This is a genomic window from Legionella taurinensis, from assembly GCF_900452865.1.
GTDB classification, from domain to species: Bacteria; Pseudomonadota; Gammaproteobacteria; order Legionellales; family Legionellaceae; genus Legionella_C; species Legionella_C taurinensis.
Window position 1 is genome coordinate 665,240 of the sequence record NZ_UGOZ01000001.1, and the last position, 19,220, is coordinate 684,459.

Here is a 19,220-nt window from a genome sequence, read left to right on the forward strand (position 1 = left end):
GCATTAACCCATCATGAGTTCATTTCACTGCGAAGTCCTGCACGCCTATCCCCACAATAAAGCCCGGGTGACTCGCGTTAAAACAGCCCATGGCGAATTCATCACGCCAGTCTTCATGCCGGTAGGAACCCGTGCCGGCGTCAATAATATGATGCCTGAAGAGTTAATTCAGGCAGGCAGTCAAATCATACTGGGCGGCAACACCTACCACATGCTTTGCGCACCCGGAATGACAGTCATTGAAAAAGCAGGCGGCATGCACCCGTTTATGAATTGGCATGGGCCGATGTTGACCGATAGCGGCGGTTTCCAGGTATTCAGCCTCTCACGAAACAAGGAGATTTGTACCATTGATGAAGAGGGGGCGCATTTTAAATTGCCTGATGGCGATCGGGTTATTCACATGACCCCGGAAATGTCGCTTGAAACCCAGAAAATCATTGGTGCGGATATCATCATGGCTTTTGATCAATGCACACCCGATGCGTTAAGCAGGGAGGAAGCACGGCAGGTCATGACGCGCACCCACCGCTGGTTGGAACAATCCATTGCCTACCATCAGGCACATCCCCATTCACGCTACGGGTATTCCCAGGCCTTGTTTGGCATTATCCAGGGCGGCATTTACGAGGAGTTACGCCGGGAGAGTGCCGCGTTTGTGAGCTCAGTCACTACCGACGGCGTGGCAATTGGCGGGGAAACCGTTGGCTTTGATATGGAAAAAACGGTCGAAATCATCCGTTGGGTCCATGAGTTTCTTTCCGAAAACAAACCGCGTTATACCATGGGGGTTGGCATGTCGCCCCAGGATTTACTCGATGTCGTCAAAGAAGGCATTGACATGTTTGATTGTGTGGCGCCTACCCGCAATGCCCGCCATGGCGCCTTGTATTGCGGCGAAGTGATTAAAGAAGGGCATTGGCTTAAGTTTGACAGCCCTTATGAAAATCAACGGATCCAGATAAAAAAGTCGCATTATGCCAAGGACGATAACCCAGTCATGCCGGGATGCCAATGCTACACCTGCCGACATTATTCACGGGCGTTCCTGCACCATCTGTTCAAACAGAAAGCCACGTTATTTACCGCCCTGGCGAGTATTCATAATATTCATGTCATGCACGATGTTTGTGCTAAAATGCGTGATTTGATTTTATCGTCGTCCAATGACGAGCGTCATGTTTAACTGAAGAGGAGTAACAATGGTCATTATTTCAACGTCAATGGGCGATATCCATGTCGAACTGGATAAGGAAAATACCCCGGTCACCGCCGATAATTTTCTGGAGTACGTTCGCAGCGGGTTTTATAACGATACCCTGTTTCATCGCGTGATTGATAAATTCATGATCCAGGGCGGTGGGTTGACCGCGGACATGGAGCAGAAAAAAGGCAATGCGCCGATCCAGAACGAAGCAAAGAATGCCAAGCCGAACAAGCGCGGGACGATTGCCATGGCAAGAACCATGGATCCGCATTCCGCCACCTCCCAATTCTTCATCAATGTGGTTGATAATGCGTTCCTGAATTTTACCGGGGAGCATCCGCAGGGCTATGGTTACTGCGTATTTGGCGAAGTGGTTGAGGGCATGGATGTGGTCGATGCAATCGTCAAAGTCAAAACAGGCCAACGCATGGGGCATGGCGATGTGCCGCTTGAAGACGTGGTCATTCGCGAGGTCCGCGAAGCCTGATGAAGGAATGGCAATAAACAACCTGTTTATTGCCTGCGCCGTTTGCTTAAACTGGCAGAGTAATCAAATTTTGGCATTTCAATATGAAAGAAAATGGCCAATAATCGCGTGACAAAAATGGCCGCCATGGTGATTAAAATGGTCAAATGGTTGCTGACTTGAAAATGTTCAAGGGTAATGTACAGTACGGCGCCAGCCAGTGCGATGACGGCGTAAAGTTCTTTGCGAAGCACTAAGGGAATGTCGTTGCACAGAATGTCGCGTAACATCCCGCCGCTGATGCCGGTTAACATGCCGCTGATGACGGCAATACTCGGCGTTAACCCATTGGCCAGCGCCTTTTGTGTACCAATGATCACAAACGTAGAGAGGCCTAAGGCATCAAGAATTAAAAAGACTTTCATGATACGGGCTAATGAGCTGGCAATAAAAATGGTTAGGAAGGCAAAAAGGCAGGTGTACAACAGGTATTCGGGATGAGCGACCCAGGTTATTGGATGGGTATTAAACAACATGTCTCGAACGGTTCCACCACCCAGTGCAGTGATGCAGGCAATCACCATCACACCAAAAAAGTCCATTTTTTTGCGCCCGGCCGCAATGGCGCCGGTCATGGCCTCAACACAAATCCCGATAATGAATAACAAATGCAGTAACATGATGAGCACTGTTCGTAAAAAAGACAATGATAGCATTTATTGCCAGACTGACAAACCAGGCTGCATACGCTAATCTAAATACATAAACTGCGTGATGATGGAGATAGAGAATGAGTGATAATCCAGCTGTTCAAATTCAGAATGTGGATAAAGAGACCCACGATAATATCATGCGTCTTAATCAAAAATTAAAAGGCCTTCAGGTTGAAATTGAAGCTAAAATGGACGCGTTGGCGATGGAGCCTGCCACGCCACAAACAGACGAACGACGCCAACGCCTGCAAACCCTCGCGGAGGAAGTGCAAAAGGCCATTGAGGCGATCAAAACCCTGGTCAGCATGACCACTGGTCCTGATCAATACGGTTTTAGCGGTGATGATCTCCACTCCTTCAGTACCATGCTCAAAGAAAGCGTTGATCAACTGGCCAGGATTAGGGAAAACTTCTAGTTGGCCGAACCGGCTAAAACAGGCTGTGCGGGTTTTCATCAATCGCCTGCATTTCCATTATGGTTTCCAAACCCAGTTCAATGGCAGCAGTCACGGCGCGGCTTGTTGCCTCCTTGTTATCGGAAAAGGACACCCTGTCATCGCCAATGATGGCAAGAATGGCGCCTGCCAGAATGTTCTGAGCTTGGCTTTGCGGGTGCAATTGCTGCTGACGTGCAGACAATAACGACGACAAGGTAAAAAGCTGGGCGCATTCCATTTCGGTGGCCAACACCCCAGCCTGACGTATCCCCTCCATGTAATGGCGGTTTTCTTCTGTCAGGCTTAAATTAAATTCCCGTGCAAACAGCGAACTTTTAGAATGCACCAGGCCAAAATGGGCGTTAATGGGAAGCGTCTTTTTTTTAATCGCCCGGCCTGAGGCGACTAGAAATTCCAGAGAAGCCACGGCCGGGTATTCACGATAAATGTAGTCCCAGGAGGATTTGTCGTCACGAACGGCGCCGGTAGCGATGACCAGATCCCCGACATTGACCCGCTCAGATTGAAGGGAGGCGGCGGTGCCGATACGTAATAAACGACGGGCGCCCAATGCAGCCAGTTCATTAATAATGATGTCGGCGCTCGGTCCCCCCATTCCGGTGGAAATGGCGCCGACGTCGATAATGCCGTTTTGGCCCGGTAGGGTGCCTAAATAAAAATTATGCTGGCGAGGGTGGCGTTTGACGACAGGGTCAGTAAATCGATCGCTGATCTGCTGTGCTCTCTCATCCGAACCTGTCAGGAACAGGTAGCGTCCCTTGTCACCGTTGCCAAGAAGGTCATCCATCGTGGCATTCATGTGCTGGGGTTTAAAGTCGCTCATGCGTGATCCTCGTTCATAGACGTCATCCTCAAAGGCAGGCAAGTTTTATACCATTTGGTTACCTGGATGTTATATAATGAACATTTCGATAATATTCTTCACAAATAAAGCCGGGCAGGTAAGCAATGGGACTCTCCAAAAATGAAACACACTCCCTTCATTTTCAAACCTTACAGGAGAAAGCAGTACAATGGATGGATGGAAAAACAGAACTTACTCCCAGTGAATTGGAAAAATACCGGAAAAAAATAGGTGATTTTTTTAATTTGCCGTCGAATGAACAGTTGGAATTAGTCAGTGATTTATCGGCGATTAACAATTTACCCAAAGCAATAAAAGATCTGACCTGCTATCCCTATTTTCAGGCTCTGCCAAAGGATGCCCTGAATGTCATTGGCTCTTATCTTACAGAGAAGGATATCAGTGCCTTTATTACAACCCACAAACAACCCCATACCTTCCTGCAGCCAGCGAGACTTGTTGACCGGTTACTACAGCATGTTGTCATGGGAAACCAGAAAAAGGCAGAGGCCATCGTGGCCATGCATCCTGAATTACTGCTAGACCCGGGTAAAGTCACTGACTATTCTTTGCGAACCTTCAAACAGATAACTGCCTATGAGTACGCCTACTGGGCAAAGGATACCCACATGCGCCGCATGCTTGAGAAGTACATGGATGCCAATACGAGCGCCGAGATGCTTAAGCGCTGTGAGGACATAGATAAGAATGGGGTGAGTTACACGCAACACGGAGTGAAAGTGAAAGGCTCGACTGGTTTTAATTTCACCCCGCTTAAAGCCGCAATGAAAGAGTACATGGACATCAGACGCCTCAAGGAGGACACGGAGGAACAACATCAAGCCTGGTTAAAAGTTGGTAAGGTTCAATACGACGTACCTGTCCATGTAGCCAATGAATATTGCCGGGACGATCTGCCGTTTCAATCGTCCACCTTTGTTCACCAGGTACTGCCTAGAAAACTCTCCCTTTACAAATATGGGACGGGCAAAAATAATCCTTGTTTTTATTCCAGCGACCTGGGGACTAAGGTTGCCTACCTGCGCGCGATAAGCCATCAGGTTGAGGCGCTGCCGCACCCTCATTGCGATTGGGTCGCCATTGATCTTGCGGCGATTGGTCGTCTGGAGAAGGTGAGAACCGCGGAGCTCGCCGAGTCGCTGGAAACCCTGCGCACCTTATCGCAAAAAAAACCAACCAACTCAGGCTGACATGGAGTGCTCTGTTAAGTTATGCCATACTCGTACGGGAGCTTGGCGTCTTTAGCGACCATCATGTCGCTTGTACTATAAGGATAGGGTATGAAAAATAAAATTCTTGGTTTAGCCTTATTGACTGTCGCAGCAGGGTATGTGATCCCCACAATGGCTAATCATGACAGTGAACAATTGTCGAAACAGGGGTTGCAGAAAGTCATTGACAATTATTTGGCCCACAAAGGGAAAACCGAAGATGTCACAGGGATTGCCGCTGCTGTTTTTTTGCCTGAGCAAAAAGGGGCTGACAAGGGCTCTGTTTATGGCTTTTATGCAGGCGTCAGCGGGCGCTCACCCTACAATAAGCCGGTCAATTCAAGCAGCCTGTTTGAGATTGGCAGCATAACCAAGTCGTTTGTGGCCGCGATTATTTTACAACTGGAAGGCGAGGGGCGATTATCCATTAAGGATCCGGTGGGTAAATGGTTGCCGCAATACCCCCACTGGAAGGACGTCACCATTGAACAATTACTGAACATGACCAGCGGCATCCCTAATTACACCGCAAGTGACGAATTTGGAAAGAAAGAAGACGAGTCTGATTTTAAAATGCAATGGACTGACACGGAGCTTTTAAATTATGCTTCTCCTAACAAACCGTTGCCGCCTCCGCCAAAGAATCGTTTTGATTATTCCAATTCCAATTATATTCTCGCGGCCCTCATCATTGAAACGGTGACTGGCAATCCACTTGCACAGGAATTGCAGGAGCGGATTATCAAGCCGCATCACCTGCAAAACACCTTTTACCCCGCGGGTGCGGAAGGCGAGAAAGTGCATGAGCAAGTCATGCCGCGTATGGCGCATGGCTATGTTTACGACACCGATAAAAAAGCGCTGGTGGACATCACTGAAAATAATTTATCCTGGGCAGGCGGCGCTGGGGCTATCATTGCCGACATGCCGGATGTGATTCACTGGGTGCAACTCCTCTACCATGGCAAATTGTTTCGTCCTGAACACCGTGAAAAAGCCTTGCAGGAATTAAAATCGGTCGTCTCTATGGAAACGGGCAACCCCATCGACACGGTCACTGCCGATGATCCGCGCGGGTTTGGACTCGGCGTGGGTTACTATTACGATAAATCAATGAAAACCCGTTTCTGGGTTTACGAGGGGAGTACCTTGGGTTACCGCGTGATGTACGTCTGGAGTGAATGCAATAACATCACGGTGGCTGTGGCGCTTAACAGCAAGGCCGGAGAAGGCAATCCCGACTCGAAACAAGGGGATGGCATTCCCGATTTAACCCTCGAACTCTATCAAAATGTCATCGCAACCCACCCCTCCTATGCCTGTACGAATTGATCGCGTCAAGTCAACCGCCGTAAGGCGGTTGGCTTTGCATTGGTCGTGTTAAAACCCCAATGGTTCTACCAGCGGTTGCAATAACTGCGCACAGTAAAAACCCATTTTCCAGAGATCCCGACTGATGTCACCTGTCTCAGTGTCCTTGCGGCTGGCATAAGAAAAAACCAGCGGCCGATGGTTAAAGGCAACGGCCAATGAGTGCCCCCGCCGGTAATGGGTTTTTACCTGTTTGTAGTAGAACAATTCGTGGTAGCAGGCCGGATGATAAAGACTCTGCCACCCGGCAAAGCCCTGTTTGGCCATCCAGGCAAGCGAATAACTTTGATCGAAGCGCCACAGGGGCTGACTGAAGAGATTAAATTCGAGAGCCGGTGTGGAAGACAGGATAAGCAGTTCCTGCTGTGGGCTGATGAAGCTTATGGCAAGGTGATCCACGTCGTGCAGGCCCAGCACATCGTTAAACACACGCGCGCTGCGTTGCCTGCAGGCAAACAACATCTCCAGAAGTTGGGGGTGGGGTGTTATTGGGTTGCAGCCGGTATTCATGAGTTCCTGTGACGTCCATGCTAATGGTTAAAGTAAGTCACGGAAGAGAGGGCGAGATCAATGATCTTTTTTGATTGCTCCTCAGAGGCGCTGATCAAACTGACATCATTGACCAGATTGGTTAGAAAGGCCGCAGTATCTTCCGTTTCAGCGGCATTATATAAAGCCCCGGCCTGTAAAAAAATATAGTGAAGTAGTTTCTTGTCAATTGTCAGTTTTTGCGCATTTTGTGAAGGGTAGGACTCACCAAAAAGCAACCACCCCGGTGAAGTATTTAATTTTTCGGCCATTTCAACCAGCTTGACCGGTTCAGGAATGGCTTCCCCCCGCAGGTAGCGCCGGCAAATCTGTAAGGAGTAACGGGTAATTTCGGCCAGTTGATGAATACAGACGCCGGAAGTCGAACGGGTGGAGGTTAGGCCGGCACTTATCATGGCCTCCTTCAGACGACAGGCAAATTGTTTGGCTAAACCGGTTTTGTCCATGCTTCAACTTCAAGGGTAAATGAATGGAGTGTAGCAAAGCTTGAGTTTGGCTGTAAATCATAACAAAACGAAACCGGTGGTTTCGATTGGAAATCAACGGTTGACAAATCGGTGGCGTTTGCTACCATTGCCGCGAAACCCAGTGTTTCAGTCCAGCAGGAGGGTGATGCAGGGAATGCCTCACCTTCCAGAACGAAGTGGTTTAACCATAGCGGTTAACCTCGCCAAGCCGGGCCCTGGGGCCTGGCTTGTTTTTCAAGGGATAAGGCGGATGGCGGGATGAAAATAATGTTTGCTTTGTCGAGATAGCTTTTATATAATCTCGCCATTCGCAAATAGTGACGAATTCTAGGCACGTAGCTCAGTGGTAGAGCACCACCTTGACATGGTGGTGGTCGGTGGTTCGATCCCACTCGTGCCTACCATCTTAACCCTGCTTTGCAGGGTTTTTTTTTGGTCTGGCGTTTGACAAAAAAATGGATGGGAGAGGTCCAATGACCGTTTGTAAAACCCGATTGCTATCGATCCCTAAATTCAGTATAAATGAGAGCCTGGTAGGGGAAGGAGAACAACATGCCAAACATTAAACTGCCTGACGGTCAAATAAAGCATTTTGAACAGGCTGTTTCTGTCTTTGATGTGGCTAACAGCATCAGCCCGGGCCTGGCTAAAGCCACGCTCGCCGGCAAGGTCAACAATCAATTAGTGGATACCAGTTTTATCATTGAAAATGACAGTGATTTGCTGTTAATTACCGACAAACAGGAAGAAAGTCTTGAGGTTATCCGCCATTCGACTGCCCACCTGCTCGCCCAGGCAGTGAAAAGTTTATTCCCCAGTGCTCAGGTCACCATCGGTCCTGTGATTGAAGACGGTTTTTATTACGATTTCGCCTTTGGCCGTCCATTTACTCCGGACGATCTCGAACGTATCGAAGCGAAAATGGCCGAGTTGGCCAAAGCCGATTACCCCGTCACGCGGCGGGAAATGCCGCGTGATGAAGCCATTCGCTATTTTCGTGGTTTAGGCGAAGAGTATAAAGCAAAAATCATTGCCGACATTCCTGCCGGTGAAGTGATTTCCCTTTACAAACAAGGCGACTTTGAAGATTTATGCCGTGGCCCGCATGTGCCCTCTACCGGCCGTTTAAAAGCGTTTAAACTCACCAAGGTGGCCGGTGCCTACTGGCGCGGTGATTCCAATAATGAAATGCTGCAGCGCATTTACGGTACGGCCTGGGGTGATAAAAAAGCGCTGGAAAGTTACCTGCATCGCATTGAGGAAGCTGAAAAGCGCGACCATCGCAAACTGGGCAAGGCCCTGGATTTGTTTCATTTTCAGGAAATTGCTCCGGGAATGGTATTCTGGCACCCGAAGGGTTGGACAATTTATCAAATGCTTGAGCAGTACATGCGGGAGCGCCTGCGTCATTTTGGCTATCAGGAAATCAGAACACCCCAATTGGTGGATAGAACCTTGTGGGAGAAATCAGGTCACTGGGATAATTTCCGTGAAGAAATGTTCGTCACGGAGACGGAAAACCGTCATTACGCAGTCAAACCCATGAACTGTCCCTGCCATGTTCAGGTCTACAATAATGGTTTAAAGAGTTATCGGGATTTGCCTTTGCGCTTTTCCGAATTTGGCAACTGTCACCGCTGTGAACCTTCCGGCTCACTGCATGGTTTGATGCGGGTACGCAACATGGTGCAGGATGATGCACACATTTTTTGTACGGAAGAACAAATTCAGTCAGAAGTGACGATGATGCTTGAGCTTGTGCAATCGGTTTATGCTGATTTCGGTTTTAATGAAATCAAGTACCGTCTTGCGTTGCGCCCTGAAAAACGAGTGGGCAGTAACGCCGTATGGGATAAAGCGGAAGGTGCTTTGCAGGACGCGATGCGCAGCCGCGGCATTACCTGGATTGACGCGCCGGGCGAAGGCGCTTTTTATGGCCCTAAAATTGAATGCTCTCTGGCTGATTCATTAGGCCGTATCTGGCAGTGTGGTACAATTCAGGTTGATTTCTCCATGCCGGATCGTTTGGAGGCCAGTTATGTCGCGGAAGACGGCAGTAAAAAAACACCGGTCATGCTGCACCGAGCCATTTTAGGTTCGTTTGAACGCTTCATGGGCATTCTCATCGAACATTACGCTGGGAAGTTCCCTTTGTGGCTGGCGCCGGTTCAGGCAATGGTGCTGACCATCAGTGAAAAGCAGGATGCTTTTGCGACGAAAGTAACCGAAATTTTGCAAAAACAAGGCATTCGCGCAAATTTTGACTTGAGAAATGAGAAAATAGGCTTTAAAATTCGCGAGCATACTCTGCAAAAGGTTCCCTATTTGCTGGTAATAGGCGACAAAGAAGTCGAAAGCGGCTCGGTTGCTGTCCGGACTCGTGAAGGAGCTGATTTGGGAGTAATGACTATTGATAAAATTGGCGAAACTCTGCAGCAGGAAATCGCTGCGAAGAGCCGCATGTAAACCCAAGTTTGGAGGATAAGACCATTAGTGTAACAAACAAGCGTGATAGTGATCGCGCACGAGTTAATGAACAGATCAATGTACCCGAAGTACGTTTAATTGATGCTGATGGCAACCAAGCAGGTATTATTTCAACGCGTGAAGCGTTGCGCGCAGCGGAGGAAAGCGGTTTAGATTTGGTGGAAATTTCACCTACAGCCAAACCTCCTGTTTGCCGCATCATGGATTATGGTAAATTTCTCTTTGAGTTGAGTAAAAAACAGGCTGAAGCACGTAAAAAGCAGAAGCAGATTCAAGTTAAAGAGCTGAAATTCCGTCCTACGACGGAAGATGGGGATTATCAGGTCAAGCTACGCAACCTGATACGTTTCCTAAATCATGGGGACAAAGTCAAAGTCACGCTGCGGTTCCGTGGTCGTGAAATGGCTCACCAGGATATTGGTATGAAGATCATGGAACGTTTGCAACAAGACACCGCCGAATACGGCGTGGTTGAACAGCAGGCGAAACGTGAAGGACGCCAGTTATTGATGGTGTTGTCGCCTAAGAAAAAGTAGAGTGGTTTTCTGACGTCCGGGATGTAATCACCCCAGTTGTCCAGCAGTCACTTCATTGTGTATGTAGCGAAATAAAAATGCGGAGTATATTTTTATGCCTAAGTTAAAGTCACATCGTGGAGCGAGTAAACGCTTCCGTAAGACAGCGAGTGGTTCTATCAAGCGTCGCGGCGCCTACAGGAACCACATCCTCACTAAAAAATCCACCAAGCAAAAGCGCCATTTGCGTGTTGCGTCCAGTCGGTTGAAAGATTGTGATGCCAAGTTGGCCGCTCGTATGTTGCATGGTAGTTAAGGGGAGGATAGAAAATGCCAAGAGTTAAACGTGGTGTGACTGCGAAAGCCCGTCACAAGAAAATATTAGATCAAGCCAAAGGGTATTACGGTGCCCGGAGCCGGACCTATCGTGTAGCCAAGCAGGCCGTTATCAAAGCAGGCCAGTATGCTTACCGCGACAGACGCCAGAAAAAACGTCAGTTCCGTGCTTTATGGATTACCCGTATCAATGCGCAGGCACGTGAGTGCGGTATTTCTTACAGCCAACTGATCAATGGTTTGAAAAAGGCCACAATCGAGCTGGATCGCAAAATCCTCGCCGACATGGCTGTCTATGATAAACCTGCATTTGCAGCTCTTGCTGAGCAAGCGAAAGCCGCCCTTGCAAAATGAACTGAGTGTTTGTTGAATAACGAGGAGGCTTTGGCCTCCTTTTTTACATGTAGGCAAAATCATGCAAGATATTATCGAGTTGCAGCAACATGCGTCGGAAGCCATCCGCCAGGCCCAGGATATCAATGCGCTGGAAGGAATACGTGTTGACTATTTGGGTAAGAAAGGCCGGCTTACGGAAATTCTGAAAGGATTAGCCTCCTTGACGCCCGAGGAAAAGCCGCGCGTAGGTCAATTGGTTAATCAGGCTAAACAAGCCATCAGCGCGCTGATTGAAGAAAAGATGCTGGCATTAAAAGAAGATCTGCTCCAGAAAAAACTCGAATCAGAACGCATTGATATCACCTTAAAAGGCCGGCAGCCCAAGTATGGCTCTCAGCACCCAGTCACCCAGGTCAAGCAATTCATCAATGATTATTTCAGCCGATTAGGCTTCGATATCGTCAGTGGCCCGGAAATTGAAACTGAATTTTACAATTTCGAAGCATTGAATATTCCCGGACATCACCCCGCGCGCGCGATGCATGATACCTTTTATTTTGGTGATGGCCATTTACTGCGTACGCACACGTCCCCGGTGCAAATCCGCACTATGGAAAACCGTCAACCGCCCCTGCGTCTCATTGCGCCGGGACGCGTTTACCGCTGTGATTCCGACTTAACGCACACCCCCATGTTTCATCAGGTTGAAGGATTGCTGGTGGATAAGGAAGCGACCTTAACTGGACTCCGTGGTTTACTGCACGATTTCTTCGCTGCTTTTTTTGGCCGCGAGCTGGCATTACGATTCAGGCCGTCTTATTTCCCTTTTACAGAACCTTCAGCGGAAGTCGATATCGAATGCACCCAGTGTTCTGGAACAGGTTGCCGTTCCTGCAAATTCACCGGTTGGCTCGAAGTCTTAGGCTGCGGCATGGTGCATCCTAACGTGTTGGCAGCGGTGAATATTTCACCCGAAGACTATCAGGGCTGGGCGTTTGGTATGGGTATGGACCGATTGGCCATGCTGTATTTTGGCATTGACGATCTGCGCATGATGTTTGAAAACGATTTAACCTTTTTAAAGCAATTCTAGTCGTTGCCAAGCTCGGCAACGGATGGAAAGTCTCCAAACAGTGGACAGGTATTGACGATGAAAGTTAGTGAATTATGGTTACGTGAATGGGTAAATCCTGCAAAAAACGCAGAAGAACTGGCTGCACTTTTAACAATGGCAGGTTTGGAAGTCGACGCAGTCAATCCGGTGGCCGGGGCTTTTGATAAAGTCATTGTGGCGCAGGTGAAGCAGACGACGCCCCATCCGCAGGCCGATAAGCTGACTTTGTGTGAGGTGGATACAGGCAGCAAGCGACTTAAAGTGGTTTGCGGTGCCTCCAATGTCCGCACGGGCTTAAAGGTGGCTTTGGCCCAGGTGGGCGCCACACTCCCGGGAGGATTGACTATCAAGGAATCGACCCTGCGCGGTGAACTGTCACAGGGCATGCTGTGCTCTGCGTCTGAACTGGGGTTGGCGGATGCGTCAGAGGGCATCATCGAGTTGGATGAAGACGCTCCCATAGGACAGGATCTTAGAGACTACCTGATGCTTAATGATCAGGTACTGGACATTGATTTGACTCCCAACCGTGCGGATTGCCTGAGTGTGTTGGGGATAGCCCGCGAGGTAGCGGCCATCAGCCGGTTACCGTTAAAAAAACCGGCCGCGGCTCATTGCCCGCCCGCCATTGATGAAGAAATCAGCATCGAATTGCTCGACAGGGAAGGTTGCCCGCAATATTACGGCCGCATTATCCGCGGCATTAACCCGCAGGCGAAAACGCCTTTGTGGATGCGTGAAAAACTTCGCCGTTCAGGGATTCGCACCATTCATCCGGTCGTTGATATCACCAACTACGTGATGCTGGAACTTGGGCAACCTATGCACGCTTTTGATTTAAGACTGGTCGACAGTGGCATCCGGGTGCGAAAGAGTCAGAACGGCGAGGTGATCGAGTTGCTCGATGGTCAGCAGGCCGAACTGACCGGCAATGAACTGGTCATTGCCAATGCCAGCCAGCCAGTGGCTATTGCCGGAGTTATGGGCGGCGCCCACAGCGGTGTGACAGAAGACACAGTCGATCTCTTTCTGGAAAGTGCATTCTTCAATCCGGTTACCATTGCTGGCGTTGCACGTCGCTACGGTTTGAGTACTGATTCCTCACAGCGTTTTGAACGGGGTGTGGATCCTGCTTTACAAGGCTTAGCCATTGAAAGGGCTACCGAATTGCTGCTGAATATCACAGGCGGAAAGGCCGGTCCGGTATCGCGGGTCAGCCAGGCGGAATACTTACCGCAAAGCAAAGTCATTGAATTGAAACCCGGCAAGGTTAAACAATTGACTGGCCTTGAGGTGGGACCCCAGGAGATGCTGCACATGCTGCAGGGGCTGGGCATGACGGTTGATAATCAGGGCGCCGTCTGGAAAGTGACCCCACCGACTCACCGTTTTGACATGCGCCTGGATGTTGATCTGATTGAAGAAATCGTGCGTTTATACGGTTATGATCGGATTCCTGGCGATAAAATGATTACCACCGTGCAGGCCGGCATAATTAATCCGCTGGAAACCCTGGGCAAGCAATTATCACAGTTTTTTATGGCGCGCGGTTATCATGAAACCATCAGCTACAGCTTTGTTGACCCTGAATTGCAGGCTGCCCTTTACCCGGCTCAGGAGTTCATGACCCTGCTTAATCCCATCTCTTCGGAACTGTCGCAGATGCGGGCGGGCATGTGGCCTGGCCTCATTGCATCGATGGTGTATAACATCCATCGCCAGCAGCCAACGATCAAATTTTTTGAAAACGGCGTTATTTTTGACGTGAAGGACGGCAAGCTGACCGAGCAAGCGTGTTTTGCCGGACTGTTAACCGGCCAGAGCGGGGCGTTAAATTGGCTTGAGCAGACGCGTGCTTTTGACTTTTATGACGCCAAAGGGGATTTGGAAGCGCTGTTTGCTTCGTTGCATCTTAAAGACATTGCCTTCCAAAAAGCAGAACATGACGCGCTTCACCCCGGTAAATCTGCCCGCTTAATGCGGGATGGGCAACCCATCGGCTGGTGCGGTGTGCTTCACCCTCGATTGGCACAGGCGCTGGATGTTAGCGACGAAGTCATCCTGTTTGAGGTGACATTGGCATCGCTGGTTCAGGTAGAGCCGGTCAGGTATCAGCCGATTTCGAAATTCCCGCAAATCCGCCGCGATTTATCCCTCCTTGTCGATGAGCATGTCTCTGTGGCCGACATTGAAGCCCTGATTCAGGGTACAGTTGCCAACGGCTGGCTTAAATCATTTGATGTATTTGACGTCTACACCGGCGGTTCAATCCCGGCTGGCAAGAAAAGCATTGCCATCGCTCTGACCCTGCAGGACGATAAGCGCACCCTGATTGATCATGAGATCAATGAGATAATCAGTGCTATAATCAAAAAACTGGATGAGAAATTTGCTATAACATTGAGGGAGTAATCGTGAACGCTCTAAGTAAAGCAATGATCGCAGAAACATTATGCAATGAATTGGGGCTGCCCAAGCCGGAAGCCAAAATCATGGTTGAACAGTTTTTTGAAACCATTCGCCATGCCTTAGAAAACGGCAGGCATGTGAAACTCTCTGGTTTTGGTAATTTTACCCTGCGCGACAAACCGCAGCGTCCAGGCAGAAACCCCAAGACCGGGGAAGAAATTCCAGTCGTTGCCCGAAGGGTGGTGACCTTCAAACCCGGGTTGAAGTTAAAAACAAAAATTGAAGAACGAGGCAAGTAACCGTTGAATCATTACACCCGACATGTTTTTCTGTGCACCAATCAGAAGCCGGCAGGTAAAACCTGCTGCGCCAATCACGGTGGCGAGCCTTATTTTGCCTATCTGAAAGAGAGATTGCTGGAACTTGACGTTCACGGTCCCGGCAAGATCCGTGTCAGCAAATCCGGTTGTCTCGGCCGTTGCAGCCAGGGGCCTTGCGTTGTAATTTACCCCGAGGGCGTGTGGTATACCTATTCATCCTTTGAAGACATCGATGAAATTATTGATACTCACTTGCTGAAGAATGGCACGGTGGAGCGCCTGTTGATTCAGGGGTAAGGGAATTGAAAGGCGGTTTAGACGCCTCTGAACTGGAAAAAGAAAACAGGACTTGAAAAATGATTCATAGTTCAGTATTCTTCGAGGGTTTATAAGTATTGTTTTCTTCCAAATTGTATTCAAATCCAGCTGCTCCAGCGGGGCATCTGCGACGAGGTTGTATCGGAGTTAAACAAGAACTTTAATTATTGATGACCATTAATTACAAGTTTTATTTGTAATTGACTTGTAGGTTATTGCAGTTTTGGTTAAAATCGCCCGTCCAAGATTGAAAGATTACCAATGTAGGCGGTACGGAGTTAATTAATGAAGACATTTAGCGCCAAGTCTCACGAAGTCAAACGTGACTGGTACGTAGTCGATGCGAGTGATAAAACATTAGGTCGCCTGGCTACTGAAATTGCACGTCGTTTGAGAGGCAAGCATAAGCCTGAATATACCCCGCATGTTGATACAGGCGATTATATCGTTGTAACAAATGCTGAAAAGGTGACAGTAACAGGCCGAAAATTCAAAAACAAGATGTATTATCATCACACCGGCTTCCCGGGTGGTATCAAGTCAGAATCCTTCGAAAAAATGCAGGCCCGCAAGCCCGAGCGCATTATCGAACTGGCTGTAAAGGGCATGCTGCCTAAAAATCCTTTAGGTAGAGAAATGTATCGAAAATTAAAGGTTTACGCAGGCAATGAGCATCCCCATGCTGCACAACAACCTAAGCAACTAGAGATTGAGGAATAAGTATTATGGCTGAAATGCAGCAATACTATGGCACTGGTCGTAGAAAAAGTTCAACGGCTCGTGTGTTTTTACGCCAGGGCAAAGGTGAAATCACCATTAATAATCGCAAGCTGGAAGAATATTTCGGCCGTGAAACGTCTTGCATGATCGTTCGTCAGCCCCTTGAGACTGTTGACCAATTAGACAATTTTGATCTTTACATTACAGTAACCGGCGGCGGTATCTCTGGTCAGGCTGGTGCTATTCGCCTGGGTATAGCCCGTGCATTGGTCGCTTATGATGAAGAAGGTCTGGCGGAAGACGCAGAAGCCAATCCCACTTCTTACCGTAGAAAATTACGCGCTCGCGGATTGCTGACCCGTGATTCACGTCGTGTTGAACGTAAAAAAGTGGGTTTGCACAAAGCACGTCGTGCGACCCAATACTCAAAACGTTAATCGCGATTCCAACCCCGCTTCGGCGGGGTTTTTTTTAGCTCTCTTTTTCCATTCATCAAAGGACTTAACCCACAGCCCATGAAATCTTCGGTTGGCAGCGTGAACCGCAGCGAGACAGCGACGCTCTGATTTCTGTTACTTAGGCCCGGGATGTCTGGCCGGGCATTTCCAAATGTCTAATTCTTTGATATAACAGAAGATACATTACCTGCTCCTCACTGCAGGCAGCATTTCAGGGAATTTGAACAGGACGATAGCCGTGACAGACACCAGCATACCCGGTCACACTGAACCCCCTAATGAAGTCAATGAAGAAATCATTGACGAGCAGCGACGAAAATTTCTTTTGACCAGTACGGGCATCCTTGGCGGAGTAGGCGTGGCCTGTGCGTTAACCCCTTTTGTTTCCTCCTGGCTTCCCAGTGCCAAGGCTCAGGCCGCTGGAGCGCCGGTTGAGGTCGATTTGAGCCATCTTGAACCGGGTCAGCAAGCCACAGTGGAATGGCGGGGAAGACCGGTGTGGATCATCAGACGGACGCCGGAAATGCTTAAGCAGCTGGATGCTCATAATGATCAATTACGCGATCCGGACTCGTTGGTCGACCAGCAGCCTGAGTATGCGAAGAACAAATACCGCGCCATCAACCCGGAATACCTGGTGCTGATTGGTGTGTGCACGCACCTCGGTTGTTCACCCAAATACACGCCCAATGAAAATACCCTGGGTCCTGATTGGCCGGGCGGCTTTTACTGCCCCTGCCATGGTTCCACGTTTGACCTGTCCGGACGGGTATTTAAGGGGGTTCCTGCTCCCATTAATCTGGAAGTGCCGCCATACCGCTTTGTCAGCGAGCGTGTCGTTATTATTGGTGAAGATGAAAAACAAGGATAATCAAGCATGGGCGCTTTTTTAAACTGGATAGACGCACGTTTTCCGCTCATCAGCACGTGGAAACATCACGTCAGTGAGTATTATGCTCCAAAGAACTTTAATTTTTTCTATTTTTTCGGCTCGCTGGCTTTACTGGTTTTGGTGAATCAACTTGTCACCGGCCTGTGGTTGACCATGTTTTATACGCCCAGTTCCGAGCAGGCCTTTAATTCCGTGGAATTCATCATGCGCGAGGTCAATTACGGTTGGCTTTTGCGTTACATGCATTCGACCGGCGCGTCGGCTTTTTTCATTGTGATTTACTTGCACATGTTTCGTGCCCTGCTGTATGGGTCTTATCAAAAACCCAGGGAATTGCTCTGGTTAATTGGCATGGTGATTTTTATTCTGCTGATGGCAGAAGCTTTTTTTGGTTATCTTTTGCCCTGGGGACAAATGTCTTATTGGGGGGCACAGGTTATTACCTCGCTGTTTGGGGCGATTCCTTTTATTGGGGAAACGTTGGCCACCTGGCTTCGTGGCGATTTTAACGTCGCTAATGCAACCCTGCAGCGTTTTTTTGCCCTGCACGTGATTGGTGTTCCTCTGCTGCTGGTGATTCTGGTTTTCCTGCACATGGTGGCTTTGCACAAAGTCGGCTCCAATAATCCCGAAGGAATTGACATCAAGAAACACGTGGATGAGGAAGGCAGGCCCCTGGATGGTATTCCTTTTCATCCTTACTACACCGTCAAGGATTTGGTGGGCGTGGTTGTCTTTTTAATTGCTTTCGCAGCTGTCGTCTTCTTTATCCCGGAAATGGGCGGCTATTTTCTGGAGCATGCCAACTTTGCGCCGGCCAATCCGATGGTGACGCCTGAGCATATTGCGCCTGTCTGGTACATGACGCCATTTTATACCATTTTGCGGGCCATACCGAATAAATTATTAGGTGTTACTGCCATGGGGGCTTCCATTGTCATTCTGTTTTTCCTGCCCTGGCTTGACAGAAGTCCTGTCCGTTCCATGCGCTACAAAGGCAACCTGTCGCGCCTGGCCCTGGCGGCATTCATTGTCAGTTTCATTGTCCTGGGTTACCTTGGTACGGTGATTGTGACTCCGCTTAAGCAGACAATCGCTTTTCTCTGCACGGTCATTTATTTTGGGTACTTTTTATTGATGCCCCTGTATACCCGTTTTGAAACACACCGCACTGTCCCTGACAGGATAGAGAGATAATCATGAAAGGACTATTGACCGTATTGTTTGGGTTGTTCATTTCGGTAAGCCATGCCTCGGTTGGCCATGAAGTGGCATTAAAAACCTTCGACCTCAACGTGCAGGATGAAACGCGTCTGCAGCGTGGTGCAAAAATGTACATGAATTATTGCTCCGGTTGCCATTCCCTGCGGTTTATGCGTTATAACCGCATGGCGCATGATCTGGGGTTGACCACCTTTGACGGTGAATTGGACACGGACTTACTATTCAGTAATTTAATTTTCACCCAGGCCAAAGTATTTGACCCCATCCAAATCAGCATGCCGCCTGAAGATGCCATGCAATGGTTTGGTATTGTTCCGCCTGATTTGTCGTTGAGTGCAAGAGAAAAGGGACCGTTTTGGATTTATACCTATTTGACCAGTTTTTATGCTGATAAAACCCGGCCTTTCGGTTCTAACAATTTATTAAAACCCGACGTGGCCATGCCCAATGTACTGGAACCCTTGGCAGGAAAAATCATTGCTGTGGATGATAACAATAACCCGAACCTGACAGCCATCTCGCATCTTCTGCAGGTGGAAAAAGGGGAAATGAATTTAGCAGAATTTGAAAGTGCTGTTCAGGATTTGGTGACTTTCTTAGCCTATGTGTCAGAACCCGCCCAGCTGGTGCGTTATGATATAGGCAAAGGCGTTTTGATTTACCTCGGTGTTTTTCTGGTATTGGTCTACCTGCTCAAGAAAGTCTATTGGCGCCGGTTGCATAAGTGATTCTTTTGAATAAAATTTGCCCAAAAGAATAAAATTATGTAGTAATCGGCAATCAT

General features: G+C 48.7%; 22 protein-coding genes and 1 tRNA gene. 19 read left to right on the forward strand and 4 right to left on the reverse strand.

What is annotated here, in order from left to right; all coding sequences use genetic code 11:
* The first annotated feature begins 13 nt into the window (after positions 1-13).
* Positions 14-1,186 (forward strand): tRNA guanosine(34) transglycosylase Tgt, encoded by a 1,173-nt coding sequence (tgt, locus tag DYE45_RS03130; protein WP_108294583.1) that lies wholly within the window; start codon positions 14-16, stop codon positions 1,184-1,186.
* A 16-nt stretch (positions 1,187-1,202) separates the two neighbouring features.
* A complete protein-coding gene (locus DYE45_RS03135; RefSeq protein WP_108294585.1) occupies positions 1,203-1,694 on the forward strand; it encodes a peptidylprolyl isomerase in 492 nt (163 codons plus the stop codon).
* 26 nt (positions 1,695-1,720) lie between these two features.
* Here DYE45_RS03135 and DYE45_RS03140 read toward each other — a convergent pair whose 3' ends face one another.
* Positions 1,721-2,353 carry a trimeric intracellular cation channel family protein gene (locus DYE45_RS03140; protein WP_108294587.1) on the reverse strand — a complete coding sequence of 211 codons (633 nt, stop codon included), beginning with the start codon at positions 2,351-2,353 and terminating at the stop codon, positions 1,721-1,723.
* 110 nt (positions 2,354-2,463) lie between these two features.
* Here DYE45_RS03140 and DYE45_RS03145 point away from each other — a divergent pair, with 110 nt between their 5' ends.
* Entirely contained in the window at positions 2,464-2,802 is a 339-nt protein-coding gene (locus DYE45_RS03145) for a hypothetical protein (RefSeq protein ID WP_108294589.1), read from the forward strand.
* Positions 2,803-2,815: 13 nt separating this feature from the next.
* Here the strand turns inward: DYE45_RS03145 and DYE45_RS03150 are convergent, their stop codons facing one another.
* Entirely contained in the window at positions 2,816-3,667 is an 852-nt protein-coding gene (locus tag DYE45_RS03150; protein ID WP_115300455.1) for a nucleoside phosphorylase, read from the reverse strand.
* 125 nt (positions 3,668-3,792) lie between these two features.
* Here DYE45_RS03150 and DYE45_RS03155 point away from each other — a divergent pair, with 125 nt between their 5' ends.
* Both DYE45_RS03155 and DYE45_RS03160 read left to right on the forward strand, forming a co-directional pair.
* The gene (locus tag DYE45_RS03155) at positions 3,793-4,899 is read left to right on the forward strand and encodes a Dot/Icm T4SS effector CpeA-related protein (RefSeq protein ID WP_108294593.1); all 1,107 of its coding nucleotides are present in this window, start codon (positions 3,793-3,795) and stop codon (positions 4,897-4,899) included.
* A gap of 90 nt (positions 4,900-4,989) precedes the next feature.
* Positions 4,990-6,252, forward strand: coding sequence for a serine hydrolase domain-containing protein (locus tag DYE45_RS03160; RefSeq protein WP_108294595.1), 1,263 nt, complete (start codon positions 4,990-4,992; stop codon positions 6,250-6,252).
* A gap of 48 nt (positions 6,253-6,300) precedes the next feature.
* On the opposite strand, the gene DYE45_RS14795 is transcribed toward DYE45_RS03160, so the two are convergent.
* Positions 6,301-6,801, reverse strand: a complete 501-nt coding sequence (locus DYE45_RS14795; RefSeq protein WP_174703682.1) for a hypothetical protein — start codon at positions 6,799-6,801, stop codon at positions 6,301-6,303.
* Between the two features lie 20 nt (positions 6,802-6,821).
* Complete coding sequence (locus DYE45_RS03170; RefSeq protein ID WP_108294597.1) at positions 6,822-7,286, reverse strand: helix-turn-helix domain-containing protein; 465 nt, start codon at positions 7,284-7,286, stop codon at positions 6,822-6,824.
* A gap of 350 nt (positions 7,287-7,636) precedes the next feature.
* Here DYE45_RS03170 and DYE45_RS03175 point away from each other — a divergent pair.
* The 14 genes from DYE45_RS03175 (at position 7,637) to DYE45_RS03240 (ending at position 19,164) form a co-directional block, all read left to right on the forward strand.
* Positions 7,637-7,711, forward strand: a tRNA-Val gene (locus DYE45_RS03175).
* Positions 7,712-7,859: 148 nt separating this feature from the next.
* Positions 7,860-9,773 (forward strand): threonine--tRNA ligase, encoded by a 1,914-nt coding sequence (thrS, locus tag DYE45_RS03180; RefSeq protein WP_108294599.1) that lies wholly within the window; start codon positions 7,860-7,862, stop codon positions 9,771-9,773.
* 23 nt (positions 9,774-9,796) lie between these two features.
* The gene (gene infC, locus DYE45_RS03185) at positions 9,797-10,330 is read left to right on the forward strand and encodes a translation initiation factor IF-3 (RefSeq protein ID WP_108294717.1); all 534 of its coding nucleotides are present in this window, start codon (positions 9,797-9,799) and stop codon (positions 10,328-10,330) included.
* A gap of 94 nt (positions 10,331-10,424) precedes the next feature.
* The gene (gene rpmI / locus DYE45_RS03190; protein WP_108294601.1) at positions 10,425-10,625 is read left to right on the forward strand and encodes a 50S ribosomal protein L35; all 201 of its coding nucleotides are present in this window, start codon (positions 10,425-10,427) and stop codon (positions 10,623-10,625) included.
* Between the two features lie 14 nt (positions 10,626-10,639).
* Positions 10,640-10,999 (forward strand): 50S ribosomal protein L20, encoded by a 360-nt coding sequence (rplT, locus tag DYE45_RS03195; RefSeq protein WP_108294603.1) that lies wholly within the window; start codon positions 10,640-10,642, stop codon positions 10,997-10,999.
* 61 nt (positions 11,000-11,060) lie between these two features.
* On the forward strand, positions 11,061-12,074 hold the full coding sequence (gene pheS, locus DYE45_RS03200) for a phenylalanine--tRNA ligase subunit alpha (RefSeq protein WP_108294605.1): 1,014 nt from the start codon (positions 11,061-11,063) through the stop codon (positions 12,072-12,074).
* A gap of 57 nt (positions 12,075-12,131) precedes the next feature.
* Positions 12,132-14,507, forward strand: coding sequence for a phenylalanine--tRNA ligase subunit beta (gene pheT, locus DYE45_RS03205; protein WP_115300456.1), 2,376 nt, complete (start codon positions 12,132-12,134; stop codon positions 14,505-14,507).
* 2 nt (positions 14,508-14,509) lie between these two features.
* Positions 14,510-14,803 (forward strand): integration host factor subunit alpha, encoded by a 294-nt coding sequence (locus DYE45_RS03210; RefSeq protein ID WP_058530454.1) that lies wholly within the window; start codon positions 14,510-14,512, stop codon positions 14,801-14,803.
* Between the two features lie 3 nt (positions 14,804-14,806).
* Positions 14,807-15,121 carry a (2Fe-2S) ferredoxin domain-containing protein gene (locus DYE45_RS03215; protein WP_108294609.1) on the forward strand — a complete coding sequence of 105 codons (315 nt, stop codon included), beginning with the start codon at positions 14,807-14,809 and terminating at the stop codon, positions 15,119-15,121.
* A gap of 306 nt (positions 15,122-15,427) precedes the next feature.
* Positions 15,428-15,862, forward strand: coding sequence for a 50S ribosomal protein L13 (gene rplM / locus DYE45_RS03220; protein WP_108294611.1), 435 nt, complete (start codon positions 15,428-15,430; stop codon positions 15,860-15,862).
* A gap of 5 nt (positions 15,863-15,867) precedes the next feature.
* A complete protein-coding gene (rpsI, locus tag DYE45_RS03225; protein WP_108294613.1) occupies positions 15,868-16,299 on the forward strand; it encodes a 30S ribosomal protein S9 in 432 nt (143 codons plus the stop codon).
* 259 nt (positions 16,300-16,558) lie between these two features.
* Positions 16,559-17,191 carry a ubiquinol-cytochrome c reductase iron-sulfur subunit gene (gene petA / locus DYE45_RS03230; RefSeq protein ID WP_242602708.1) on the forward strand — a complete coding sequence of 211 codons (633 nt, stop codon included), beginning with the start codon at positions 16,559-16,561 and terminating at the stop codon, positions 17,189-17,191.
* Positions 17,192-17,197: 6 nt separating this feature from the next.
* The gene (locus DYE45_RS03235; protein WP_108294615.1) at positions 17,198-18,409 is read left to right on the forward strand and encodes a cytochrome b; all 1,212 of its coding nucleotides are present in this window, start codon (positions 17,198-17,200) and stop codon (positions 18,407-18,409) included.
* Positions 18,409-19,164, forward strand: coding sequence for a cytochrome c1 (locus tag DYE45_RS03240; RefSeq protein ID WP_370447878.1), 756 nt, complete (start codon positions 18,409-18,411; stop codon positions 19,162-19,164). Before DYE45_RS03235 ends, DYE45_RS03240 begins: the two co-directional genes overlap by 1 nt.
* The last annotated feature ends 56 nt before the right edge of the window (positions 19,165-19,220 follow it).